A 25305-nucleotide genomic window follows, 5' to 3' on the forward strand; every position below is an offset into this window, starting at 1 on the left:
TTATCGAACAATACCGCGTTTGGAAGATTGTAGGGATTCGAGAAGCGGGGTAATGGCGGGGCAGGTTTGAGCGAGAACCTCTAACTCTGCTTTTGCTTGATCGAGGGTGAATCCTCGTCGATAAATAACTTTAAACGCTTTACTCACTGCCGCTTGGTCGTCTTTGCTAAAACCACGACGTTTCAAGCCTTCATTATTAATGCCTTTGGCCGCTGCGGGATTACCCGTAACCATGACATAGGCTGGAATATCTTTGCCAACCGCCGTTCCCATCGCGGTAAAACTATGGGCACCGATTTGGCAGAATTGATGAACCAAAGTGTAACCACTCAACTGAGCGTAATCACCAACCCAAACGTGTCCTGCGATCGCGACATTATTAACGAGAATACAATGATTTCCAATGACAGAGTCATGGCCAACATGAACATAGGCCATCAACAAGTTGTGATTGCCGATTGTTGTTTCGCCTCTATCTTGGACGGTACCACGGTGTATTGTCACACCTTCGCGAAATACATTGTTGTCGCCAACAACCAAGGTGGTCGGTTCATCCTTATATTTTAAATCGGGAGTTGCTTCACCAATGGTTGAAAATTGAAAAACATGATTATTGCAACCCAGTACCGTTGGACCTTTGATAACAACGTGGGATTCTATTTTAGTGCCAGCGCCAATTTCAACGTTAGCCCCAATAATAGACCACGGGCCCACCGAAACATCATCGGCCAGCTTCGCAGATGGATCAATTATCGCTCTTGGATCTATCAATTCCGACATTGTTTACTTCTGAATAGGTTAAAAACATAGTTGTAAAAAAAATTATTAATTAAATTTTTTTCTTGGTTAACCACTGACTAGACTTTTCGATCAGCACACAGAATTGTAGCGCTCGCAACGCGCTGCCCATCGACTGAGGCCTCACATTCAAACTTCCAAATACCACTTTTTTTTGACATAACGCGCGACTCCAACTGAAGTCTATCACCAGGAATTACCTGACGGCGGAATCGGACATTATCTGCGCCGGCAAACAAATACACCGAACCATCCTCAGGTGTTTTATCCATCGTTTTGAAACCAAGGATACCCGACACCTGCGCCAACGCTTCGATAATCATCACCCCAGGGAAAATTGGTGCCTGCGGAAAGTGTCCATTAAACACCTCCTCATTAGTCGTAATATTTTTATATGCGACTATCGATTCCCCTTTAACTAAATCGACAACACGATCTACCAATAAAAAGGGATAACGATGTGGCAAATATTTTTTTATTTCTGTTACATCCATTAGCACTTCAGTCATATGAATCTCGAAACGTTAGAATTAATTCAATATTAGCCCAATTGGCTAAGGCCCAAGGGAGGGCATTGTCCCACACTCAACCAAATGTGCCCAGATAAGCACGGTTATTTTTATTTTTTTTCAGCGTTATTTTCTAATTTTTTCAAACGATGACTGATTTCATCAAGCTGTGAAAAGCGAACAGCGCTCTTCCGCCAATCGGACGAGGGCATTAAAGGAGAACCAGAAGAATAGGAGCCCGCCGACTTGATGGATTTCGTCACCAAGGTTCTTGCCGTGATAGTCACACCGTCAGCAATCGATAAATGCCCAACAATACCCACACCACCACCAATCATACAGCGCTCGCCAATCTCTGTACTACCTGCGATGGCCGAAGATCCTGCAATCACTGTGTGCTGACCAATTTTAACGTTATGTGCAATTTGAACCAGGTTATCGACTTTGACACCATTGCCGATAACTGTATCGGTTAAAGCGCCGCGATCAACACAGGTATTTGCGCCCAGCTCAACATCATCACCAATTCTCACCGACGATAAATGATGGATTTTTTCCCAACCATTGTCGTGAGGTGCAAACCCAAATCCATCTGCTCCTATTACGACTCCACTGTGAAAAACACAACGCTCACCAATGCTGATTTTTTCATAAATCGAAACATTGGCATAAATGCGAGTCTCCGCCCCAATTATTGTGTCCGCACCAATAAAACATCCAGCGCCAATCGTAACACCATCACCTATCTGAACATTTGCTTCGATGACTGAATTTGGGCCGATAGCAGAACCTACGCCAACTTTTACATCTTCTGCCACGACAGCTGTTGCCGCAATACACGTTGCTTTTTGCTGTGCTGCAGAATCTTGTGATTGCAAAAACACCGATGTCAATCGCGCATAAGCATAATAAGGATTCTCAATTAGCAGAGCGTTGCCCGAAAACCCTTCAGCGCATTCTTTTGTCATAATAACTGCGCCAGCTTGAGTAGTTTTTAGCTGAGATCGATAGAGGGGATTTGAAAGAAAGGCTAACTGAGAAGAGTCGGCATCCTGCAAAGTTGCGATACCAGTAATTTCAATTTCACCATCACCGCTTAGCTGAGCGCCAACAAACTCGGCTAACTCAACTAGCGACCATGACTTCATTTTGTCTGTAGACACAGACTGCACCAAGCTAATTTATTTGGCTTTATTCAAACGATCAGTAATTTTCGCCGTAATATCGTAAGAACTATCGGCAAACACAACAGCCTCGGCATTCAAGATAAGGCCGATACCTTCAGATTTGATAAGCTCTTGCACAACAGCCTGTGCTGACTGAGCACTTTCTTGCAAGATACCTTGAAGGAAACGATCATTTTCATTTTTTAATTTTTTCGCTTCATTTTCTAAATCGGCGCGCTTGTAATCCATTTGCTTACGGTGCTCGATTTTTTTATCTTGCGCCCAAGTCACACCATTTGTTTTCTCATCTTGATCCATTTTTTGCAATTCAGCGATGATACTTTCGTACTTTGCTTTCATTTCAGCAAATTCTGCATTTTCCTGAAACGCTTTAATTTTCACTTGCGCTGCATCTGTATTGATGATCGCCGCTTGAAGATTAAAAACTGCGACTCTACCTTCAGCAAACGCCAAAGCTGGCATGCTTACAAAAACGAAGGTCATTAATACCAAGGTTAATTTTTTCACTTTTCTGTACTCCACTTTTTAATGTAAATAATATTGTGTTATTCGCTTTTAAATTTATCTAAGCGTAATTTTTTCAAAACTAAATTAAAAAAAACAAGTGCTTTAAAACGCTGTTCCCAAGGTGAATTGGAAAAACTTAGTATCGTCAAAAATCGTTTCTTGAATGGGCTTTGCGATACTAAAGGTCATCGGAGCAAAACCATTGATCCAAGTTAAGCCAATCCCGAACGATGCACTCAAACCATCAAAACCAACATCCAAGCAGTTTAGCTGAAGCTCCCCACATTCGGTGTCAAAAACACCCCCCGCGTCAATAAAGAAAGCCGACTGTACGTCTCTTTGATCTTTGATGAAGGGTAATGGAAAAATCACTTCGGCGCTAGCCTCAATGAGAACGTTCCCGCCAAAGGGGTCATCTGTCCTACCAGGAATATTTGTTGCCAATTTCCCATTCGGACTAGTTGCACAGGTTGCCGCTGATCCATTCTCACAAAGTACATAGAGCTGCTCATCGATGGTGATATTGCCATCATTATTGAGGTCCACCAAACTAACATTGTAAATTTCAGCAGGGGTACTTCTTGGGCCAAGTGAATACTTTTCAAAACCGCGAATGGAGCCAAAACCACCCGCGAAGAAATGTTCAAAGAAAGGAACATCCACCGTGTCGCCATAGGCTCCGGCATACCCCAACTTAGTCCGCAATCGTAATGTTAGGTTTTCCGTCAGCGGTTTGAAATATTGGCCCTCGTAAACAAATTTATAATATTCCAAATCACCGCCAGGAATAGATAATTCAAAAGTTAATCGCTGCTCAGATCCGCGGGTCGCCAAAACGCCTCGATTAAGTTTGCGCTGAAGCCAACCTAAACTAAAAGTAAAATTATCAAAACTATCACCATGCAAATCAATAAAGCCCTCGGGGCTTGCTACCAACGCAGGATCATTGTCGCCAAATACCACTGGAGCATATCCCGAAGTATCTAAAAAATCCGTCTCCGTTAAGTATTGCCGAGGAACAAATTCTTCTAGTCGCGGGCTTCCTAAAATTTCCTGGACTGCAAATCGCCCCACTTCAATATTGATTCGACTATAACCGAGACTAAAGTTAAGTCGTTCTCGCTCCGCGATCGGATAACCGAACGATATGCTACCGCCTAATCGATTAGTTGCGAAATTGGAGACGCCGACTTCATCAAAATCTCGCTCTTGATAAAAAACACTAAAACCACGGCTAACACCGTCTGCTGTAAAATAGGGATCAACATAACTGAAATTTGCGGTCTTTTGAAAGGAATTGCTGTTAACGCCAATTGAAACTTGTTTGCCGCTACCACGCCAATTGTTATGCGTTAAGTCGACGCCAATCACAGTTTTATAAGCATCTGAGTATCCCAACTGAAACTGAATACCTGCAGTCGATTGTTCCTCAACTGAGTATTCCACATCAATCTGGTCATCGGTTCCGGGCACCTCAGTCGTTTCAACTTCAACACCTTTAAAATAACCGGTTTGCAATAGACGATTTTTCGAATTTTCAATATGCGCGGTCGATGCAGAGCCCGCTTCCATTTGCGTCATTTCACGTCGCAACACTTCATCACTGGTATATGAATTACCTTTAAACTCGATCCTTCTAACATAAGCCCGTTTTGCAGGATCAATAAAAAAAGTGACATCAACGGTTTTATCTTCGCGATTGAGTGTCGTACTACCATTCGTTTCAGCAAAGGTATAACCTTCATTGCCCAGGCGTTGAGTTATAAACTCGGAACTAGTTGTCATTAACAATTGCGAAAATGTTTTATCTTTCTGCAACAAGATTAGTTTTCGTACTTCTTCTTCCGGCAGTATTGGATCACCTGCTAAATTAATTTCTTTTACTTTAAACGATTCACCTTCAACAATATTGATGGTGATATAAACAGAGCGTTTATCTGGGCTGATTGAAACCGGTGCCGAATTAATTCCGAACTCAAGATAACCGCGATCCAAATAATAGGATTCAAGTCGATCGATATCCCCGGTAAGTTTCTCGCTAGAATATTTATCATTGCCATTCATCCACGACAACCAACCCGTGGATTGCATTTCAAAAAGGTCGAGTAATTCTTCGTCGCTAAATGCAGAATTGCCGACAATATTAACGTGCCGAACACGCGCTTCTTTACCTTCGTCAACAGTTACATTTAAGCTCACTTGATTCTGCGGGCGCTTAATGACCTCTGTTTTAACCGATGCACCGTAACGACCTCTTGAAACGTATTCGCGCTCGAGGCCTTGCGCCAATCCCTCGAGGGTAGCACGCTTGAAAATTTGCCCTTCAGATAAACCGTTGTCTCTCATACTACTCAGCAAATCATCTGTCTTAATCGCCTTGTTACCTTCGATGGTAATGGCACTTACAGCAGGAAGCTCAACTAAACTAACAACCAGCACACCACCTTCACGGCCGATCTCAATATTATCGAACAGACCCGTTTTAAAAAGTTCTCGCGTTGCCATACCTATGCTACGCATAGAAACAACATCGCCCGGCGCGATGGGTAAAGCCGCAAAAACAGTGCCCGAAGAAACACGCTGCAGCCCCTCTACTCGGATATCATTGACAAGAAATTCCGCAGAATCATTTTGCCCATAAGCAAAAAAAGAACAACAAAATAAAAGGACAAACAAGCAATACTTTTGCTTCATAATAATTTCTTTCTACGCTAATTAATTAATACGGAATTTTGCCTAATTTAAAACGACTGAATTGGGCGATGTTATTTGACACTCTTTCATTATTTTTAATATTTTACTCTTTTAATCTCTTGAAAAAATAAAGCTTTATCAGGTAACGTCGTTATACAGGGCCAACAACATAACGCCGACCACTAAAACCAAGCCCACCTGAAAACCAAACAATTGAACCCGCTCTGACAATGGACTGCCTTTAAGCGCCTCAATAGAAAAATATAAAATATGACCGCCATCTAGAGGCGGAATGGGAAACAAATTAAACACTCCCAAACTAACACTGAAAAAGGCTAAAAACGCGACAAAAGTAATTGGTCCGGCTTCCGCATGAGATCGTGCTACCTGAGCAATTTTTATATGGCCGTTTAAGCTTTTTACCGATAGCTCACCGGTTAACAATTTTTTAACCGACATTACAACCAACGCACAATTATCCCAAGTTTCTCCAACCGCTTCGACAAACGCGCCAGGTAGGGAATATTGATAGTTGCGCAAGTATTTATCGTCAACCTTTAACCCCATTCCAATTTGGGCGCGCTCCAATCCAGAGTCGTCTATTATTTTTTTCGGGGTCACATCAATCTGTAACTCCTCACCCTCTCTAATTAATTCGACACGAATAGTTTGATCGGGACGTTCGGAAATATAATTTACCCAATACTGCCAATCTTCAACCGCGACATCATCAGCAAAAAGAATACGATCATTTAGCTGAAAGCCGCTTTGTTCTGCCGGGCTACCCTCTACCACCCTCCCCACAATCACTTCGGGTGGATCATAGAAGCGCAAACCCAAACCACCGAGCAAGTCTGGCTGCTTTTCTCCTCTCAACCAATTGTCGATGTTGGCGGCGGAGGTGTACTGCAGGTCTGAATCGGTATACTTTACCGTGAAAGTTATTTCGCCAGTCTCCCCTATTCTTTCGACCAACCGACGAACAACATCTCTTTGCGTTGGTGTTGCAACGCCATCAATCGCGATAATTTCTTGACCTTCTCGCAGTCCCGCTGCCGCCGCAATTGACCCAGGCTCTACTTTCCCAACAAAAGGAATTGGCTGCAAAGAACTGGGAATTAAAATAATCCAATAAAGCAAAACCGCCAATATCAAATTCGCAATCGGGCCAGCAAACAAGATGGCCATGCGCTGCCATAGCTTTTTATTAGTGAATTCATAGGGCATGTCTGCGGCAGGAACATCGCCTTCGCGCGCGTCCAACATTTTTACGTAGCCACCAATGGGAATTGGCGCAATACAAAATTCAGTACCCGAGGGACTCCACCAAGAATACAGAGGCTTTCCAAAGCCAATGGAAAAGCGCAAAACCTTTACGCCACAGCGACGCGCAACATAAAAATGTCCAAATTCGTGAATGGTCACAAGAATGGTCAATGCCACCAAAAACCAAAACACTGTTTGCAAACCAACTACCATTCTCTACTTCACTCTCATTTCTAGATGCCCGCCTATCAGCTGGCGCATTCTATCAGTTCTTGAGCCAATATCCTGGCATCAAAATCTGCGGCTTTGACCACTTCAATTGATGTCGGTTCAACCAACTGTGCCTTGCCTAGCGTTTTCTCAATGACTACGGAGATGGCCGAATAGTCAATTTGACCCGCTAGAAAAGCAGCAACCGCAACCTCATTCGCTGCATTCAGCACGACCTGCGAAGTATCTGTACGCCCAGCTGTCTCAATGGCCAAATTAAGACATGGGAAGCGATCCAAATCAGGGGCATAAAACTCTAAGGGGCCCATGCCGACTAAATCCAAAGGACCCACACCCGATTCAATGCGCTCTGGCCACGCCAATGCCTGGGCGATAGGAGTGCGCATATCCGGATTACCCAGCTGCGCCAAGATGGAGCCATCGGCGTACTCTACCATGGAATGGACAATACTCTGGGGATGGATAACAACTTCAATATCCTGTTTGGAGGCACCAAACAGCCACGAGGCCTCAATGAATTCCAAACCTTTATTCATCATTGTCGCGGAATCAACCGATATCTTTTGGCCCATGGACCAATTGGGGTGTTTGCATGCGTCCTCGGGCCTTATATTGGCAAATTCCGATAGTGGCAAAGTCCGAAATGGGCCACCGGACCCGGTCAAAATAATGCGCGTTAAGCCGCTAGCTTGAAAGGAGGAATAATTGGTGGGAAGGCACTGAAAAATCGCATTGTGCTCGCTATCGATAGGCAAAAGCGTAGCGTCATGCTCGATGACAGCTTCCATGAATAATGCACCCGCCATCACCAATGATTCTTTATTCGCCAACAATATTTTTTTACCCGCAGAAACCGCTGCGAGAGCTGGCGTTAGCCCGGCCGCTCCAACAATAGCAGCCATTACAGTGTCTACTTCCTGGGCGCTAGCAACCTGAACTAAACCCTCTTCGCCACTTAACACTGCCGTCTCGCTGCCCTGTTGTTTTAACAAAGAGCTTAGCTTGCTCGCAGCATCCGCACAGCGCATAACCGCATATTGGGGCCTAAATGCCATGCACTGCTGTAACATGAGTTCGCATTGCGTATTCGCACTGAGGGCAAAAACGGAAAATTTTTCAGGGTGCAAGGCCACCACATCCAAGGTGCTCACACCTATTGAACCGGTCGAACCAAGAATGGTAATCGAACGCGTGACCTTGCCGGGGATGGGATGACGTAAAGTGGGATCGAATTGCGGCATACGGACCTACAAACGCCAGCCGCTGAGAATATAAAGCAAGACAAATACTGGCGCGGCTGCGGTTAAGCTATCGAGGCGATCAAGCACTCCTCCATGTCCAGGCAGTATCGCGCCGCTATCTTTAATACCGCGCTGCCGCTTAAACATACTCTCAACCAAATCGCCAAGAACAGATGCCAAACTCGCAACGACAATTAACAGCAATAACCACCAATTATTCGCTTCAACTCCTAAAGAAAAAATTAGAATAATGGCAAAAACAATACTCGTGAATAAGCCACCATAAAAACCCTCTTTAGATTTTCCCGGACTTACCGAAGCGGCCAATTTATTTCGCCCCCATTTACGACCAAAAAAATATGCGCCAGTATCGGCACACACCACACACATAATCAAAACCACGATCAGCCACTGGCCTTGTTCTTGAAGTCGCAAGAAAACCAAAGAGGCCCAAGTCGGCAGCAATACAAGCACGCCGATGATTGTTTGCTGCCATTGTTTCGACCAAAGTCCGCTAGCAGCGGGATATTGTTTAACAAGAAATAACGCAACCAACCACCACAGGCTAGCGATAAACACAATCGCAAGAGTATTGTCTTTTAAAAGTTCTGCATCACTTGAACTAAGCACTGAACTCGCCAATCCAGAGAACCAAAAGATAACGACTAATATTACTGCGAATACAAAAACAAAAAGATAGCGCGCAACTCCCTCGTAGCTTGCAAGACGAGACCACTCCCAAGCGCCAATGGAAACAATTAGTGCTGCAATCAAAATAAAAATCGGGCTCGGTAAATAAAAAATTGCCGCGAGAACTATCGCCGCCATAATCACACCGGTGACGACTCTCTGCTTAAGCACCTTGCACACCTTTCACTTGATCGCCGGTTAACCCAAAGCGCCGTTGACGGCGATTATATTCGGCGATTGCCGCATGCAAATCCTGCTCAGAAAAATCTGGCCAAAGTTTTTCGCTAAAATACAATTCAGCATAAGCGGTTTGCCACAACAAGAAATTACTGATGCGATATTCGCCACCAGTTCTAATCAGCAAATCGGGAGGAGAGAGATCGGCGAGGGACATAAAACTTTCCACTAGGTCTTCATCAACATCTTCAGACGTCAACTTTCCCTGCGCAACTTTAATAGCTATCTCTCGGCAAGCATTTGTAATATCCCACTTACCACCGTAATCAGCCGCGATCACCAAATCTGTCGTACCTTCGGCCGTTAAGTTTTCCGCTTTTTCAATCGCGGATAGGATTTTTGCGCTAAAACGTTCACGACCGCCAATTACACGCAAACGAATACCTTCTTCTTTTAAGCGAGGAGACTCTTTACTGAGATAGGTGTGAAACAAACTCATCAAAGCGTCGACCTCTCGCTTTGGTCGACTCCAATTTTCACTACTAAAAGCAAATAAAGTGAGCGCCTCAATGCCCTCATCTCTACAGATTGTCATCATGTCACGGATACGCTCAACGCCAGCTTTATGACCGTTAAAGTTAATCATCCCGCGTTTTTTTGCCCAGCGATTATTACCGTCCATAATAATCGCAATATGTCGCAACTTATTCGCTTCACTCACTTTGGGCACCAGCTATAAGAGGTGTTTCACCAATCAGAAAAAAGAACTGCATCCTACACTTCCATCAAATCAGTTTCTTTTTGAGCCAAGCTTTTATCAACCATCTCAACATATTTATCGGTGATTTTTTGAATCTCGTCTTGCGCCTTACGATCTTCATCTTCACTAATTTCTTTTTCTTTCAATAAATCTTTAACTTGTGCGATAGCATCCCGTCTTACGTTTCGAATTGATACGCGACCCGTCTCAGCCTCTGAACGCGCCTGCTTGATAAAACCTTTGCGAGTTTCCTCGGTCAATGCAGGCATCGGCACTCGAATCAAACCGCCATTGGTAGAAGGATTTAAACCGAGATCTGATTTCATAATGGCTTTTTCAATTTCTGGCACCATTGCTTTCTCCCAGGGGGAAATCGCCAAGGTTCTTGCATCTTCGACTGTGACATTACCCACCTGATTTAAAGGCGTTTCCGTTCCATAAAACGAAACCGTCAAGCCATCCAAAATACTCGGGTGCGCTCGACCAGTGCGGATTTTATTAAAGTGAACAGCGAGCGACTCCAATGATTTTTTCATTCGAGCTTCAGCTTCAGCCTTAATTTCATTAATCATGATTCATTCCCCTCGTTAACTAATGTGCCTTCATCGGATCCAACAACAATATTTAAAAGTGCACCAGCCTTGTCCATTTTAAAAACGCGAAGCGGCATCGAATGCTCACTGCACAAACAAATCGCGGTTAAATCCATAACGCCTAATTTATTTTCAAGAATATAGTCATAGGTAAGATGATCGTACTTCTTCGCGTCAGGGTTTTTCATTGGGTCAGAATCGTAAACGCCATCAACTTTAGTCGCCTTCAATACGATATCGGCCTCAACTTCAATGCCACGCAAACAAGCCGCAGAGTCTGTAGTAAAAAAAGGATTGCCAGTTCCCGCAGCGAAAATTACAACCTCACCGCCACTTAGAAATCGAGTCGCGCGACGGCGATCATAGTGCTCAACGATACCGCTCATCGGAATCGCCGACATAACCCGAGAAGAAATATTCGAACGTTCTAAGGCATCTCTCATTGCCAAAGCATTCATTACCGTTGCCAACATTCCCATATGATCGCCAGTCACTCGATCGAGGCCTGCCGCATTTAAAGCCGCGCCCCGGAAAAGATTACCGCCACCAATAACTAAGCCAACTTGAACACCGATTCCAACTAGCTGACCAATTTCTAATGCCATTTTGTCCAAGACTTTTGGATCTATTCCAAATCCCTCAGAGCCCATTAATTCTTCACCACTGAGCTTCAAAAGAATTCGTTTATATTTCTTATCGCGCGTGTTCGGCATACTTAAGGCTCCAATTTAAAACTACAATTCACAATGGTGTTCAGCAAAATTAAGCTCAATGACGACCAACATTTGCCACCACAAAAACATAAAACTGCTATTCCGAATACACAAAAAGCTGCATCAATTTTATTGAAAAAATTTCCGCAGCTTGTTCAGAGGTTTCGCCAAACACCAGCAGAAACATCGACACTAAATATTGCTAATACCTTAAAGGCTTATTTAGTTGCGTTAACTTGCGCAGCAACTTCCGCTGCAAAGTCAACTTCAGCCTTCTCAATACCTTCGCCAACTTCAAAACGCTTGAAACCCAAAATTGTTGCGCCCGCGTTCTTCACGAGCTTTCCAACAGTAACATCGGGATCTTTAATGAAAGCCTGCTCAGTCAAACTATTTTCTTTTAAGAATTTGTTGATTCGCCCCAGCATCATCTTCTCAACGATTTCTTCAGGCTTACCTGCCATATCAGGCTGCGCCTTAATAATATCTTTTTCCGCGTTGACCACCTCTTCCGGCATATCTGAAGGGTTTAACACCTGCGGATTAACCGCAGCTATATGCATGGCTACATCTTTCGCCAACTCTGCATTTCCACCTTCGAGCTGAACCAAAACGGCAATTCGATTATTTGAATGGACGTAACCACCAACGATTCCTGATTCAATAATCTCTGCTCTACGAACACCTATGTTCTCACCAATTTTTTGCACTAATGCCTGGCGCTGAGTCTCAAGCTCACCTTCCATCAGAGCGGCAATATCAGTTTGCTTATCAGCGAATACTTTCTCGGTGACTGTATTAACGAAACCCAAGAAATTATCATCCCTAGCAACGAAATCTGTTTCACTATTTACTTCAACAAGCACACCGCAACTTGCATCGTCTGCCAATTGAATTGCGACAACACCATCAGCAGCAGTTCGATCCGCTTTCTTTGCCGCTTTAAGTCCACTTTCTTTGCGCATTGTCTCAATCGCTAATTCGATATCGCCATCGGATTCGACTAATGCTTTCTTGCATTCCATCATGCCTAACCCTGTGCGCTCACGCAGTTCTTTTACCATCGAAGCTGAAATAGCCGCCATGATTTAATCCTCACTCAATCGTTAATAAATTAATTTGATAAAACGTAACATGTTTACAGTAAGAGGTATTTACACTGATTTGCAGACCAACAAATACGCTCTAGAATTTTTCACTTGAAGGAATACATCTAACATTCTTAAGCTGCATTGAAAAAAAAGGGGCTAATTTGCCCCTTTAATTTCTAAACCGGGATACTAACTAGTCCGCCTTAACTTCTGCGGCTTCATCACCGCCAGTTTCGCTATCGGCTTTCACTTCGGCTACTGCGTCTTCTTGAACTTCAACGAATTCATCTTTTTTGCTAGCAACTACAGTTTGACCAGACTGGGCACCTTCGATGCAAGCGTCCGCGATAGCCGATACATACAATTTAATAGCGCGAATTGAGTCGTCATTGCCAGGAATGACATAATCTACGCCACTGGGATCACTATTAGTATCGACGATACCAATAACAGGAATGCCTAATTTATTCGCTTCTTGAATGGCAATTCGCTCATGCTCAACATCAACGATAAATAAGATATCTGGCAAGCCGCCAATGTCCTTAATACCACCAATCGAACGCTCCAGCTTTTCCATAGTGCGTGTGCGCGTTAACGCTTCTCTTTTGGTGAGCAACTCAAAGGTGCCATCTTTACTTTGCGCTTCTAAATCGCGGAAACGCTTAATTGAACCACGAATAGTTTTATAGTTGGTCAACATACCGCCTAACCAACGGTGGCTAACGAAAGGCTGGCCAGATCGTTCTGCTTGCTCTTGAACAATTTTTTGCGCAGCTCTTTTGGTACCCACAAAAAGAATCTTCTTTTTCTGAGCTGCCATCTTAGTGACAATGGCTAGTGCTTCGTTGAAGGCTGGAACAGTGTGTTCCAAATTAATGATATGGATTTTATTGCGTGCCCCAAAAATGAAGTTGGACATTTTAGGGTTCCAGTAACGGGTTTGGTGCCCAAAGTGCACACCCGCCTGAAGCATATCTCTCATGCTTACGGTAGTCATAGTCGTTTCCTAATTGTATGGGTTAGGCCTCCATACACCCCATGCATCAACCCGCTTCTCAGAGCCTTTGACTGACTCAAATGACGAGCACCCAGATACACGTGACGGTATATGTGTGACATTCATTAAAAAATTAAGCGGCCAGATTTACCGATAATCCATAAGGGATTACTTGCCAGCCCGCCGCCTGTTATTTGCCGACTTGTTTTTCGGCGCGCGCTTTATACCATATATACGTGAAGTGATAAAGCAGTTCTTGTCGAGCGAAGATCCAGTCTTTTCAATATTATGTATATATTTCAATGAGTTACAAAACAATGAGCATTTATAAAACATTTAAATTACAGCTCTGCAAACAATTCAAGCTAAGTCAGCAAAATCGATCTGGCGACTCAAGCATTTGACTGAATGCATCTTTTAGTAAAAGACTGGTTTACAATGCCCCACTTCGATTGATCAAGCCTACACTGATTGAAGTGATATCAAGCGCTTACTGGGAAACACACCCGCCAATCACACTCAAAGTAGAACCCAAGAAACGAAAAACAAGAAACTGCCTTAAATTATGCCTGTATCGATAAAGACCCCAGAAGACATCCAAAAAATGCGCGTAGTTGGCCGCATGGCAGCTAAAGTCCTAGAGCAGATTGGAGAATTCGTGGTGCCGGGAGTTAGCACCGCAAAGTTAGACGAAATTTGCAATCAAATGATCCTGGACCAAGGGGCGATTTCAGCATGCATTGGTTACCGAGGCTTCCCAAAGGCGATTTGCACCTCAGTTAATCAGGTGGTTTGCCATGGCATTCCCTCTGAAAGCAAAATTTTAAAGTCAGGAGACATTATTAATATCGATGTCACTTTAATTTACGACGGCTTCCATGGTGACACTAGCCATATGTTTTTCGTGGGCGAAGCCGCTCCCCACACCCAACGCCTAGTTCAGATCACTCAAGAATGTTTATACAAAGGGATTGAAATTGTTAAACCCGGCGCGACCTTGGGCGATATCGGCCACGTCATTCAACAATACGCCGAGAGTAATTATTATTCGGTTGTGCGCGATTATTGCGGCCACGGCATAGGCAGAATTTTCCACGAAGAACCTCAAGTTATGCATTACGGTAAACCGGGTACAGGGCTAGTTCTTGAAGAAGGCATGACATTTACGATAGAGCCAATGATCAATGCTGGAAAACCGCAAACAAAATTAAAGCGTGATGGCTGGACTGTTGAAACAAAAGACGGACGTCTCTCTGCACAATGGGAACATACCATGGCAGTAACCAGTGATGGCGTCGAAGTGCTTACCGCAAGACAAGACGAGCCCTTTTTTAATCCTGCAATTCACAATACGGCGAGCTAAGTAAACATCTTCATGAATCCCGCCGAACCTCAATCAAACAACAAAAATGAATTCGCGAATAAAAATACTCTCGAGAGTATTCCTAATTTTGGGCGCCCGTTATTTTTCTTTGATCAAAATAAATTTCGCCAGTCACTGGGTGATAACAACCATATTGTCGTGTTTAAAGATGCGATCAATGCTGCCAACACACAATTTAATCGTCGCTTTGAAGAAGGCGAAGATATTCGCACCCTAGTTTATGAACGCGCTTCTTTTGTCGATTGTATTCTGCACTACGCCTGGCATCTTTTTAATTGGCAAGATGAGGCATGTACCCCCGTTAGCTTAATTGGCGTTGGTGGTTATGGGCGCGGCGAACTGCACCCTCATTCAGACATTGATTTGCTCATCTTACTTGACAACGAAGACACGCAAAACCACAAAGATAGCATTGAAGGATTTATCACTTTATTGTGGGATATTGGCTTAGAGATTGGCCAAAGCGTTCGTACAGTACAACAGTGTTTAGACATCGCTCGGGAAGACATTACGGTTGCAACCAACTTAATGGAATGCAGAACAATAGTTGGGGCCGACACGCTTCGTCAGCGATTAATAGAATTAACTTCGCCAGCACACATGTGGCCAGCCGATGAATTTTTTAGAGCAAAACTTACCGAGCAAACTCAACGCCACAGCAAACATAACGACACCGAATACAATCTTGAACCCAACATCAAGAATGCGCCTGGCGGCTTACGTGATATCCAAACAATAAACTGGGTCGCTAAACGCTTCTTCGGTGTAAGAACCTTACGTGAATTACAAGGCCGTGGTTTTTTTACTGATGAAGAATACACAATACTGAGAACTGGCGAAGAGTATTTATGGCGAGTTCGTTACGGCTTACACATGCTCGCCGATCGCCCGGAAGAACGCTTACTGTTTGAATTTCAATTGCAGCTCGCCAATCAATTTGGCTACAAAGACAATGATCGTAGGCTAGCGATCGAACAATTCATGCATAAATACTACCGCATTGCTCTTGCACTAGGCGAACTAAACGATGTGCTTTTACAGTTCCTAGATGAAGCAATCCTACAAAAAGGCTTAGACAAAAAAGTTTCGCCAATTAATGATCGATTCCAATTGCTCGATGATTACATCGAAGTCACTCGCCCAACGATTTTTGAAGAATACCCCTCGGCACTGTTAGAAATTTTTGTATTAATGAGTCGCGACCCAAAAATCAAAGGGCCTAGAGCTTCAACGATTCGGCTAATTCGAGAAAACCAAGTGCGAGTCAATGATGACTTTCGTGCTGACTCAAAAAATATCAAACTTTTTATGCGGTTATTGCGTTGTCCTCACGGATTAGTGACTCAACTAAAGCGCATGAAACGATATGGAATTCTAGGCCGCTACCTTCCTGAATTTGGCCGCGTCACCGGGCAAATGCAGCACGATCTATTTCACATTTACACCGTAGATGCTCATACCTTATTAGTCGTAAAATTTTTACGGCAATTTCGTCATCCAGGTGCCGAAGAAGAGTTTCCTGTCGCGGCCCACATTATGAAACGTATTCCCCGCCAAGACTTACTTTATATTGCAGGTCTTTATCACGACATTGCCAAAGGGCGTGGCGGTGATCACTCAGTTCTCGGTGCAGTAGACGCCGAAAAATTTTGTCTCGCCCACGGTATATCCAAACGCGAAACTCGACTCGTTTGCTGGCTGGTTGAAAAACATTTGTTCATGTCTTCTGTATCCCAAAAACAAGACATTTCCGATCCCGAAGTTATTCATAACTTCGCCCTTGAAATCGGCGATCAAATGCATCTGGATTATTTATATGCATTAACTGTCGCTGACATGAATGCAACCAACCCCGACATATGGAACAGCTGGCGCGCCAGCCTTCTTCGCCAACTTTATTTGGAAACCAAACGTGCATTACGTCGCGGCCTTGAAAATACCGTTGACAAACAAGACCTCATAGAAGAAACCCAAGCTGCTGCACTCCACAAATTATCACGAAGGGGCTTTAGCGAAGAGCAAGCAAGAGCGATCTGGAGTGAAATGGGTGAAGACTATTTCATACGAGAAAGTTACCTCGATATCGTTTGGCATACCGAAGCAGTTTCAAAACATAATTCCGACTCTCCACTCGTGCTAATAGACAAAAGTATCAACAATTTTCACGAAGGAGCAACGCAAATTTTTGTCCGTGCGAAGGAAAGTCGCAATGTATTCGCCGCAGTTGCAACCTGCTTAGATCAACTCAACTTAAACATTCAAGACGCTCGGATTTATCATTCAAAATCGGGTTACACCACCGATACTTTTTATGTTCTTGATCAAAATGGTTCTCCAATCGGTGATGACGCACCGCGACTCGAACACATTCGCCAAGCATTGCTTGAAGAGCTAACGCTAGTCGATGATTATTCCACTGCGATCAACCGACGGACGCCACGTCAACTAAAGCATTTTTCCATGCCCACGAGAACTCGAATCAGCAACGACATTCTTAGTGTTCACACGGTGTTAGAAGTTATTAGCCCTGACCGACCGGGCCTACTTGCACGTATCGGTAAAATTTTCTTAGACAACGATATCCAATTGCTAAATGCAAAAATTTCCACACTAGGCGAACGAGTTGAAGACGTTTTTTTTATTGCCGACAAACATGGGGAACCACTAAGCGATCCTGTCGTGTGTGATAATCTTCAAAAAGAAATTTGCAAGCAACTAGATGAACACGTCGAAGATATTAAAAATAGCCTTAGGTTTTAAACTCACCATCTATTGATATTTAAAGATGATTTCCAAAATACATCGACCGAATAGACTAAATCAATGAATCCTCACTTAGCTCGCCTTCAAGCATACCCCTTTGAGAAACTTAACGCGCTAAAGTCTTCGGCTCGACAGCCCGACGAAAAAACTAAACATATTTCCTTATCAATAGGCGAACCTAAACACGCCCCTCCCGAGTTTGTGTTGGAGTCATTACGGAATAATTTAGACACTATTTCGGCCTACCCAAGCACTAAAGGATCGGCCGAACTTCGAGAAGCCATTGCTGCCTGGCTAGAAAAACGTTTCGCGTTGAGCGCGATAAACCCTGACCAACAGATCCTGCCGGTTAATGGAACTCGTGAAGCATTGTTTGCTTTTGCTCAAGCTTGTATCGACCCAAGTAACAAACCTTTGGTGGTTTCTCCGAATCCTTTTTATCAGATATATGAAGGAGCGGCCTATCTAGCGGGCGCTGACCTGCATTTTTTGAACTGCACGGCAGAAAATAATTATTTGCCAGATTTTGACAGTGTTGAACCTTCGATTTGGCAACAATGCCAACTCATTTATATCTGCTCTCCTGGCAACCCCTCCGGCGCAGTAATGCAATCAGAACAACTGCAACGGTTAATAGAACTCGCAGATCAATATGATTTTATAATCGCTAGCGACGAATGTTATTCAGAGATATATAGGGATGAAACAAAACCACCGGTGGGCTTGCTAGAGGTGTGTTCAAAACTAGGCAGGGACAATTACGAGCGCTGTGTGGTTTTTCATAGCCTGTCAAAGCGATCTAACTTACCAGGGTTACGCTCAGGCTTTGCCGCTGGTGACGCTGCGATCCTCGAAAAGTTTTTGCAGTATCGAACCTATCACGGTTGCGCCATGAGCATGCCTACACAGATCGCAAGCACTTTAGCTTGGCAAGACGAAATTCATGTGCAGAAGAATAGAGAATTGTATCGCGAAAAATTTACTTCTTTCGTCGGCGCTTTAGCACCGCACCTGCCTGCAACTATCCCAGAAGCAAGTTTTTATGTTTGGTTAAAAACGCCGACAGATGATCTTAGTTTTACAAAAGGTTTATATAGCGAAGAAAACATTACGGTGCTGCCCGGTAGGTTTATCGCCAGAGAATTTTCAGGGTTAAATCCCGGAGAGGATCATGTTCGAATAGCACTCGTCGCTAATCATGATGAGTGTATGGAGGCGGCAAACAGAATTCTACGCTTCATCAACAAATGACGACGACTGTAATGAAAAAAAGCGAACGCGCCGCCTACGTATTAAAAACGCTTCAAAACACCTACCCCGAACCGCCAATTCCGCTTAACCATCAAGACACCTATACATTGTTGATTGCGGTCTTGTTATCGGCCCAATGTACGGACGAACGCGTCAATCAAATAACACCTGCTTTATTTGCACTCGCGGATAATCCTTTGGCGATGACTAAAATCCCAGTCGCCAAGATTCAGGAGATTATCCGTCCTTGCGGACTATCACCGCAAAAATCTAAAGCCATTTCTAATTTGTCGAAGATCTTAATCAAAGAATTTAAAGGAGAGGTGCCAAACGATATGGCGGCTTTGGAATCGTTACCCGGTGTTGGCCATAAAACCGCAAGTGTTGTGCTTAGCCAGGCATTCGGCGTACCCACCTTTCCGGTCGACACTCACATTCATCGACTAGCGCAGCGTTGGGGTTTAACAAACGGGAAAAATGTTGCGCAAACAGAAAAAGATTTAAAAAGATTATTTCCTGTCGAAAGTTGGAACAAGCTGCATTTACAATTTATTTATTATGGCAGGGAATTTTGTTCAGCTCGCGGGTGTGATGGCAGAGTATGCGAAATTTGTAGAACCTGCTATCCAAATAGGAAGCGTGCGAAAATTACTAAAAAGGCATAATCGCGATTATGCCTTCTTGAGTGAGTGTAGAGATTTGATTTTAAAGCTGCTTATTCTTTCGGGGTTAGGCTTAGCGTTTCAACATCAAATTCTTTTTGCAGAAAATTTACGCTATTTCGCTGCTTAAATTCGGTTTCAAAGAAATAATCTTTAAACTCACTTTCTAATCTGCAAATGCAACCCATGTCTTGCAATACGGAAACATAACGGTGAGCATGCTCAGAAGACAAGTTCTTTTTCAATGTAGTGACTCGGCCAGAAAATAACTTCTTCAGCTGTTGCGCGTCAGTCACTTTGAACGTTTTCGCAAAAGCCGACAAGACTTCCGAACGATTACGCCCTTCGGAAATCTGCCCCCAAAAAACAATTCGATAAGTTTCCATTGCTCCCTACCTCTTTTACCTATGATCCTTAAACACGTCAGCACTGCATCAATAGTTAATGATGGAGAACCACACGAGAACCCGAGGTTCCGCTCACCTTCCCCAACTTTAAATAAGTGGAATGAATTCTCAATTCTTAACTAGGAAATTGTTCAAATATAGCGGCGATCTAGATAACGCCACCCACCGACTGTTCGCATAGAACGAGCAGGTATTGTACTGGCGCTAGAGTCTACCTGTCTAGCGTTCAAACCATACTCACTAATCACCCAATTCCACGCTTAACAGCTATAAGTTCCAAACGATTTTTGAAGCTAAGCCAACTATTAATTTACTTTCCTGGCCTTAGTCCCTACAAATTGCTGTGCTGAATCTGCTATCCTTGCCAGCTTTCAAAATTAAGGCTACAGCGATGACCACACTGTACGGCATTCCCAATTGCGACACCGTTAAGAAAGCGCGCAATTGGCTGAATTCGAAAGAAATACCCTATAAATTCCACGATTTTCGCGCCGACGGCTTAGCAAAAAGCCAAGTGAAAACCTGGATAGCAGCAATCGGTTTGGAGAAACTCATTAACAAACGAAGCACCACGTGGAAGAATCTGAGTAGCAAACAACAAAATATGCTCGACGAAAAATCCGCTATTGAGCTTATTCTAGAAAATCCGACGCTTATAAAACGTCCCTTAATAGAGACCCCAAAAGACACCTTGGTTGGCTTTAAAGAAAAAGAGTACCTCGCACTTTTTTCGTAGCTCCGCCTCACAAATATAATTATCTACACCTTAGCCCTTTTACATTTTATTTTTTTTGACCTTCAAGCATAGGAACACATCATGGCTCAGCTTTACAGTTTTGGATTAGGGATCGGCACTCAGAATTCGACCGGCAATTGGTTAGAAGTTTTTTACCCTCAACCTCTTCTCAACCCTTCCCCAGAATTATGTGATTTATTAGCAAGCGTCTTTGGGTTCCAGTCGGGTAATCAAGCAATCATTCCAAGTGCAGAACAATTGCAATCGTTAAAAACTGCATGCGAAAAAAATAATCAGCCTGAATTAGCGGAACTTGCATCGTTATGTGCATCCAGCTCGCGTCCGGTTGTCGCCACCTTACTGGAAACTGATACTGCGCCAAGCAGTGTCCCAGAAGGTTATTTAAAACTTCACTTACTTTCCCATCGCTTAGTAAAACCGCACGAAACTGACCTTACCGGTTTGTTCGGCGTGTTGCCCAATGTAGCCTGGACCAACCAAGGTGCCATTGACGTAAGCGAATTACCTCAACGACAACTGCAAGCGCGCCTAAATAACGAAGTGCTAGAAGTGGCTTGCGTCGATAAATTTCCCAAGATGAGTAATTATGTTGTACCAACGGGCGTGAGAATTGCGCATACCGCCCGCGTGCGCCTTGGCGCTCACTTAGGTGAGGGAACAACAATCATGCACGAAGGTTTTGTAAATTTTAATGCCGGCACTGAAGGCCCAGGTATGATAGAAGGTCGAATTTCCGCGGGCGTGATGATTGGTTCTGGTTCCGATTTAGGTGGCAGCAGTTCAACAATGGGAACCTTGTCCGGTGGTGGCAAACTCGTCAATGGTCTGGGCAAAGAATGTTTAGTCGGCGCTAATGCCGGAATCGGTATCCCCTTAGGTGATCGCTGCATCGTCGAAGCCGGGTTATATATCACTGCAGGAACGAAAGTGGCGATGCTTGACGCAGAAGGCAAAGTCGCCAGCTATGCAAAAGCACGCGATTTAGCGGGACAATCAGATTTGTTATTTTGGCGGAACTCACAATCAGGTGCAGTAGAATGTAAAACAAATAAAACCGCATTTGAATTAAATGAAGAACTTCATAAAAACAATTAAACGTAAGCAAATTGTTTCAATTTCCGAACTCAAACATAAACGCAAAAGTAAATGGTTATGACAAGTAAATCACCGACAGTTTCGTTAGCCTGCGAGCTGATAAGCCGCCAATCTGTTACCCCCGAAGACGCCGGCTGCTTGGAAGTCATTTCCGAGCGACTAAAGAAAATAGGTTTTACTTGTCAGCCCTTACCTTTTGAAGACGTTGCAAATTTGTGGGCAATAAAGGGAGATTCGGGTCCTTTGTTTGTATTCGCTGGACATACCGACGTCGTACCAACCGGACCACAAGAGTCTTGGACGTCACCGCCTTTCGAACCGACGATTAAAGACGGCATACTTACCGGTCGTGGCGCAGCAGACATGAAAGGTAGTCTCGCGGCAATGGTCACTGCTTGTGAAAATTTTATTGGACAAAACCCTAAGCACAAGGGCCGCATTGGTTTTCTTCTTACTAGTGATGAAGAAGGTCCCGCAAAAAATGGCACAGTCAAAGTCATGGAGTGGCTAGAGTCAAATAACACTCACGTCGATTGGTGTCTTATTGGCGAACCAACAAGCTCGAAACAATTTGGTGACATGATTAAAAATGGTCGCCGCGGTTCTTTAAATTTTGAATTGACAGTTAAAGGCATACAGGGCCATATCGCCTACCCTCACCTAGCCGAAAACCCAATTCATACCATGGCACCTGCGTTGACCGAACTCACCAATGTAGAGTGGGACAAAGGGAATGAATATTTTCCTGCCACCAGTTTTCAAATATCAAATATCAATGGGGGCACCGGTGCGACTAATGTCATTCCGGGAGAGGTGAAAATCGTAGGTAACTTTCGTTTTTCGACCGAGCTCACTCAAGAAAAAATAATTCAAAAAACTCAAACAATTCTGGAAGAACATCATCTCGACTTTACAATTGACTGGCAACTCAGCGGCGAGCCCTTTATTACTGAAAAAGGAACATTAGTAAATGCCGTTTCAACAGCGATAAGCTCCGTCACAAAAAACGAGCCGGAACTTTCAACCACTGGCGGCACATCGGATGGGCGATTTATTGCGACCTACGGAACCCAGGTTGTTGAGTTTGGACCGATCAATGAAAGTATTCACAAAATCGATGAGTGCGTGAAGGTAGAGGATTTAGATAAACTATCTCAAGTGTATGAAGAGTGTTTACGACAATTAATGAAGTAGAAATAATATTTTTATTAGAATAAAATTTTCTCGCATGCATATTTTATGCTGCGAGAAAATTTATTTGAAACCACTCAATAAAGACCATTCAGAACAGAAGCAATCACGCCGCAGCCTCCAACTTCCGTCTCAATGTCGTTCTGGAAATACCTAACATATCGGCGGCCGAGGTTTTATTCCCCTCGCATTTATCTAAGGCATCATTAATGATCGCCTTCTCAAAATAAGTGACAACGGACTGTAGATCAGCGGACCCTACCCTACTCAGAGCTGAACGCGCTTCAGTGGCTAACTTAAATTCCGCAGTCGCAGGAACAAAAGACAAAAACCCAAATAACTTTTGTTCATTTTCGATAATGACGAAAACGATTAGGAAAAACAAAATCGCAAACGATCCAACAACAGAACCGGTAACCTGCAAGCCAAATTGCATCAGAATAACGACGCCCACTGAAACCACCACAATGGGAATAATCGCGACCAATAACGCTTTTGCTTTTCTTTTCGAAAGCAAATCCTTACCGTATTTAGCGGTCACGGCTAACAAGCTAACGCTGGCCAATAAGGCACCGACAAGTAAAATTTGCACTACCCAATACAATGGCCCAGCAATTCTGGTATAGGTATAGCCAATACTTTGTACCCCGGCCAATGCTGCGCCGGGGATAACCAACACCAAACAACTTAGCGCCAATAATGCTTGAATCACTCTCGTAACATTCTTACTCAACCTGCCGGCAATTTGCGCAGATATCCCTAACAAAGTCATCGCCATTAGCATGACAAAAAGGTAATAAAGAGTAATAAGGAAAAGAGCGAGCTGGTCTGCACTTGGGTAATAAAACCCGACCAATTCAATTAGATTGATGCCAAACAAGCCAACGAAAAAACTTAAAAACCAATAATTGGCTTTTTTAATAGTTTCAAAATTAATTGACAGTATGCCAATTTTCGCCAGCAAGGCCGCAATACTAAAGATTGCATATGACGGTATTAATTCATTCAAAACTTCATTCCTCCTTGAAAGACCGAAATCCCACTCCCAGAACAAAAAAACATGATTTTCTCACTTCTCTTAGGTGCATCAAGTTGCATCAGCACAGGTATCGTTGCACTCGCCAGATTTCCAAAATATTGATAGGACGTCGGCGCCTTATCAATGGGTAAATGTGTACGAGATAAAAGTTGCTTATGAGGCGTCGCGCCTACCTGGTGACAATAAATTTTATCTACCTCATCTACCGACCAAGGTAGATTCTTTTTCGTTAATTCAAACAATTCCATATGGCGTTTGATAGTGATGGCGCAAATGCGATCCATCACCATTTGCCCTTCCACTCCTGTCTTGCCTCGGGTGTAATAACACAGTTCCGAATGCTCCCCTTGCGACTGAATTTTTTTCCAATTCCAGCCATGCTCGTTGCTATCATCACGCTGGATGATCATCGCGCCACCGGCATCACCGATAGTCAACACGCCGAGCTTGGCTTTAAATTCATTTTTGTCTTTGGTGTATTTAAGTAAGGGTAGAAACTCCTCCATCGTTTGACTCGAGGTCTCCCCCGTACAAACCAGAATCGTATCTGCCATCCCACCAGCTATATATGCATCAGCCACGGACAAGGCAGTCATAAATCCCAAGCAAGCATTTGAGACATCAAAACAACTAGCATTAACAGCACCCAGTTTCTTCTGAACATTGTGCGCTGTAGAAGGCTCATCGTAGTCTCGAGTGATGCCAGCAAAGATCAGCAAGTCTATCTCATCTGCCCTGACACCAGAATTGTTTAGCGCAGATTCGGACGCCAAAGTTGCTAAATCTGATGGCTTAGAACCAATTTCTGCAACTCGACGCTCAACTATGCCTATTTGACTGGACATATAATTTTCCTCTATACCAAACCTCCTCGCATTGACTTCGGCCATTAAGTCATCAGATTTTACTGACTGAGCTGGAAGATAAGAACCAACACCTGCGACTTTTGTAACTCCTAAAGTTTCCATAACATTTACCCCTGGTTTTGTGAACAAGAAAAACCAGAGAATAGTCATGGCGCCTGAGGCCCCCTAAACATTGGCACTCAACGATTTAAAGTGGCATTTGAATTCACAGGACAGATACGTCCACCCCCCGAACAGATGCGCACATGAAATGAAAAAAAAGTTATTGCTTGACACAAAACCACTGAACCATAAGCTCAGATCAAGACTATTTCTTGAAAAATCAGTGCCGTTTTTTGACAAAAAAGTCAGTTTTAAGCTGTGTTTATTCGAAGATATTCGCCGTCTCGAACCTATTAGATAATTCAGATCTAATATCTCAATAAAACGAAAATTA

General features: G+C 43.6%; 23 protein-coding genes. 7 read left to right on the top strand and 16 right to left on the bottom strand.

Annotation, left to right across the window (positions count from 1 at the left end; translation table 11 throughout):
- From lpxA to rpsB, 13 genes are all read right to left on the bottom strand, one after another.
- Complete coding sequence (gene lpxA, locus ACYUCY_RS11475) at positions 1-780, bottom strand: acyl-ACP--UDP-N-acetylglucosamine O-acyltransferase (RefSeq protein WP_460226625.1); 780 nt, start codon at positions 778-780, stop codon at positions 1-3.
- Between the two features lie 77 nt (positions 781-857).
- The gene (gene fabZ, locus ACYUCY_RS11480) at positions 858-1307 is read right to left on the bottom strand and encodes a 3-hydroxyacyl-ACP dehydratase FabZ (RefSeq protein WP_460226626.1); all 450 of its coding nucleotides are present in this window, start codon (positions 1305-1307) and stop codon (positions 858-860) included.
- Between the two features lie 110 nt (positions 1308-1417).
- Positions 1418-2470 (bottom strand): UDP-3-O-(3-hydroxymyristoyl)glucosamine N-acyltransferase, encoded by a 1053-nt coding sequence (gene lpxD / locus ACYUCY_RS11485; RefSeq protein WP_460226627.1) that lies wholly within the window; start codon positions 2468-2470, stop codon positions 1418-1420.
- A gap of 18 nt (positions 2471-2488) precedes the next feature.
- Positions 2489-3001, bottom strand: coding sequence for an OmpH/Skp family outer membrane protein (locus ACYUCY_RS11490; RefSeq protein WP_460226628.1), 513 nt, complete (start codon positions 2999-3001; stop codon positions 2489-2491).
- A 102-nt stretch (positions 3002-3103) separates the two neighbouring features.
- Positions 3104-5695 carry an outer membrane protein assembly factor BamA gene (gene bamA, locus ACYUCY_RS11495; RefSeq protein ID WP_460226629.1) on the bottom strand — a complete coding sequence of 864 codons (2592 nt, stop codon included), beginning with the start codon at positions 5693-5695 and terminating at the stop codon, positions 3104-3106.
- 138 nt (positions 5696-5833) lie between these two features.
- A complete protein-coding gene (rseP, locus tag ACYUCY_RS11500) occupies positions 5834-7174 on the bottom strand; it encodes an RIP metalloprotease RseP (protein WP_460226630.1) in 1341 nt (446 codons plus the stop codon).
- Positions 7175-7209: 35 nt separating this feature from the next.
- Positions 7210-8433 (bottom strand): 1-deoxy-D-xylulose-5-phosphate reductoisomerase, encoded by a 1224-nt coding sequence (gene ispC / locus ACYUCY_RS11505; RefSeq protein WP_460226631.1) that lies wholly within the window; start codon positions 8431-8433, stop codon positions 7210-7212.
- A 6-nt stretch (positions 8434-8439) separates the two neighbouring features.
- Entirely contained in the window at positions 8440-9294 is an 855-nt protein-coding gene (locus ACYUCY_RS11510) for a phosphatidate cytidylyltransferase (protein ID WP_460226632.1), read from the bottom strand.
- The gene (gene uppS, locus ACYUCY_RS11515; protein ID WP_460226633.1) at positions 9287-10021 is read right to left on the bottom strand and encodes a polyprenyl diphosphate synthase; all 735 of its coding nucleotides are present in this window, start codon (positions 10019-10021) and stop codon (positions 9287-9289) included. The genes ACYUCY_RS11510 and uppS overlap by 8 nt, the downstream gene beginning before the upstream one ends.
- Before the next feature lie 53 nt (positions 10022-10074).
- Positions 10075-10632, bottom strand: coding sequence for a ribosome recycling factor (gene frr / locus ACYUCY_RS11520; RefSeq protein WP_460226634.1), 558 nt, complete (start codon positions 10630-10632; stop codon positions 10075-10077).
- A complete protein-coding gene (pyrH, locus tag ACYUCY_RS11525; RefSeq protein WP_460226635.1) occupies positions 10629-11366 on the bottom strand; it encodes a UMP kinase in 738 nt (245 codons plus the stop codon). Before pyrH ends, frr begins: the two co-directional genes overlap by 4 nt.
- Positions 11367-11584: 218 nt before the next feature.
- Positions 11585-12451, bottom strand: coding sequence for a translation elongation factor Ts (gene tsf / locus ACYUCY_RS11530; protein ID WP_460226636.1), 867 nt, complete (start codon positions 12449-12451; stop codon positions 11585-11587).
- A 199-nt stretch (positions 12452-12650) separates the two neighbouring features.
- The gene (gene rpsB, locus ACYUCY_RS11535) at positions 12651-13454 is read right to left on the bottom strand and encodes a 30S ribosomal protein S2 (RefSeq protein ID WP_460226637.1); all 804 of its coding nucleotides are present in this window, start codon (positions 13452-13454) and stop codon (positions 12651-12653) included.
- A gap of 565 nt (positions 13455-14019) precedes the next feature.
- Between rpsB and map the strand changes: the two genes are divergently transcribed.
- From map to nth, 4 genes are all read left to right on the top strand, one after another.
- Complete coding sequence (map, locus tag ACYUCY_RS11540; RefSeq protein ID WP_460226638.1) at positions 14020-14817, top strand: type I methionyl aminopeptidase; 798 nt, start codon at positions 14020-14022, stop codon at positions 14815-14817.
- 12 nt (positions 14818-14829) lie between these two features.
- Complete coding sequence (locus ACYUCY_RS11545; RefSeq protein ID WP_460226639.1) at positions 14830-17598, top strand: [protein-PII] uridylyltransferase; 2769 nt, start codon at positions 14830-14832, stop codon at positions 17596-17598.
- Between the two features lie 63 nt (positions 17599-17661).
- The gene (gene dapC / locus ACYUCY_RS11550; RefSeq protein ID WP_460226640.1) at positions 17662-18852 is read left to right on the top strand and encodes a succinyldiaminopimelate transaminase; all 1191 of its coding nucleotides are present in this window, start codon (positions 17662-17664) and stop codon (positions 18850-18852) included.
- Positions 18853-18863: 11 nt separating this feature from the next.
- Positions 18864-19517, top strand: a complete 654-nt coding sequence (gene nth / locus ACYUCY_RS11555) for an endonuclease III (RefSeq protein WP_460226641.1) — start codon at positions 18864-18866, stop codon at positions 19515-19517.
- Positions 19518-19567: 50 nt separating this feature from the next.
- On the opposite strand, the gene ACYUCY_RS11560 is transcribed toward nth, so the two are convergent.
- A complete protein-coding gene (locus ACYUCY_RS11560) occupies positions 19568-19900 on the bottom strand; it encodes a hypothetical protein (RefSeq protein ID WP_460226642.1) in 333 nt (110 codons plus the stop codon).
- A 412-nt stretch (positions 19901-20312) separates the two neighbouring features.
- Here ACYUCY_RS11560 and ACYUCY_RS11565 point away from each other — a divergent pair, with 412 nt between their 5' ends.
- The 3 genes from ACYUCY_RS11565 (at position 20313) to dapE (ending at position 22967) form a co-directional block, all read left to right on the top strand.
- Positions 20313-20657 carry an ArsC family reductase gene (locus ACYUCY_RS11565; RefSeq protein ID WP_460226643.1) on the top strand — a complete coding sequence of 115 codons (345 nt, stop codon included), beginning with the start codon at positions 20313-20315 and terminating at the stop codon, positions 20655-20657.
- An 81-nt stretch (positions 20658-20738) separates the two neighbouring features.
- Positions 20739-21773 carry a 2,3,4,5-tetrahydropyridine-2,6-dicarboxylate N-succinyltransferase gene (gene dapD, locus ACYUCY_RS11570; protein WP_460226644.1) on the top strand — a complete coding sequence of 345 codons (1035 nt, stop codon included), beginning with the start codon at positions 20739-20741 and terminating at the stop codon, positions 21771-21773.
- A 57-nt stretch (positions 21774-21830) separates the two neighbouring features.
- Entirely contained in the window at positions 21831-22967 is a 1137-nt protein-coding gene (gene dapE / locus ACYUCY_RS11575; RefSeq protein WP_460226645.1) for a succinyl-diaminopimelate desuccinylase, read from the top strand.
- 103 nt (positions 22968-23070) lie between these two features.
- On the opposite strand, the gene ACYUCY_RS11580 is transcribed toward dapE, so the two are convergent.
- Both ACYUCY_RS11580 and ACYUCY_RS11585 read right to left on the bottom strand, forming a co-directional pair.
- Complete coding sequence (locus ACYUCY_RS11580; RefSeq protein WP_460226646.1) at positions 23071-23973, bottom strand: helix-turn-helix domain-containing protein; 903 nt, start codon at positions 23971-23973, stop codon at positions 23071-23073.
- The gene (locus ACYUCY_RS11585; protein WP_460226647.1) at positions 23970-24848 is read right to left on the bottom strand and encodes a 3-oxoacyl-ACP synthase III family protein; all 879 of its coding nucleotides are present in this window, start codon (positions 24846-24848) and stop codon (positions 23970-23972) included. The genes ACYUCY_RS11580 and ACYUCY_RS11585 overlap by 4 nt, the downstream gene beginning before the upstream one ends.
- Positions 24849-25305: the final 457 nt, after the last annotated feature.

The sequence above is a fragment of the Aurantivibrio infirmus genome (genome assembly GCF_054767315.1).

Bases quoted from the DNA above. Each gene is read 5' to 3' on its own strand.
- lpxA (WP_460226625.1), bottom strand. From the start codon at position 780: ATGTCGGAATTGATAGATCCAAGAGCGATAATTGATCCATCTGCGAAG.
- fabZ (WP_460226626.1), bottom strand. From the start codon at position 1,307: ATGACTGAAGTGCTAATGGATGTAACAGAAATAAAAAAATATTTGCCA.
- bamA (WP_460226629.1), bottom strand. From the start codon at position 5,695: ATGAAGCAAAAGTATTGCTTGTTTGTCCTTTTATTTTGTTGTTCTTTT.
- rseP (WP_460226630.1), bottom strand. From the start codon at position 7,174: ATGGTAGTTGGTTTGCAAACAGTGTTTTGGTTTTTGGTGGCATTGACC.
- ispC (WP_460226631.1), bottom strand. From the start codon at position 8,433: ATGCCGCAATTCGATCCCACTTTACGTCATCCCATCCCCGGCAAGGTC.
- frr (WP_460226634.1), bottom strand. From the start codon at position 10,632: ATGATTAATGAAATTAAGGCTGAAGCTGAAGCTCGAATGAAAAAATCA.
- pyrH (WP_460226635.1), bottom strand. From the start codon at position 11,366: ATGCCGAACACGCGCGATAAGAAATATAAACGAATTCTTTTGAAGCTC.
- tsf (WP_460226636.1), bottom strand. From the start codon at position 12,451: ATGGCGGCTATTTCAGCTTCGATGGTAAAAGAACTGCGTGAGCGCACA.
- rpsB (WP_460226637.1), bottom strand. From the start codon at position 13,454: ATGACTACCGTAAGCATGAGAGATATGCTTCAGGCGGGTGTGCACTTT.
- map (WP_460226638.1), top strand. From the start codon at position 14,020: ATGCCTGTATCGATAAAGACCCCAGAAGACATCCAAAAAATGCGCGTA.
- ACYUCY_RS11545 (WP_460226639.1), top strand. From the start codon at position 14,830: ATGAATCCCGCCGAACCTCAATCAAACAACAAAAATGAATTCGCGAAT.
- dapC (WP_460226640.1), top strand. From the start codon at position 17,662: ATGAATCCTCACTTAGCTCGCCTTCAAGCATACCCCTTTGAGAAACTT.
- nth (WP_460226641.1), top strand. From the start codon at position 18,864: ATGAAAAAAAGCGAACGCGCCGCCTACGTATTAAAAACGCTTCAAAAC.
- ACYUCY_RS11560 (WP_460226642.1), bottom strand. From the start codon at position 19,900: ATGGAAACTTATCGAATTGTTTTTTGGGGGCAGATTTCCGAAGGGCGT.
- ACYUCY_RS11565 (WP_460226643.1), top strand. From the start codon at position 20,313: ATGACCACACTGTACGGCATTCCCAATTGCGACACCGTTAAGAAAGCG.
- dapD (WP_460226644.1), top strand. From the start codon at position 20,739: ATGGCTCAGCTTTACAGTTTTGGATTAGGGATCGGCACTCAGAATTCG.
- dapE (WP_460226645.1), top strand. From the start codon at position 21,831: ATGACAAGTAAATCACCGACAGTTTCGTTAGCCTGCGAGCTGATAAGC.
- ACYUCY_RS11585 (WP_460226647.1), bottom strand. From the start codon at position 24,848: ATGTCCAGTCAAATAGGCATAGTTGAGCGTCGAGTTGCAGAAATTGGT.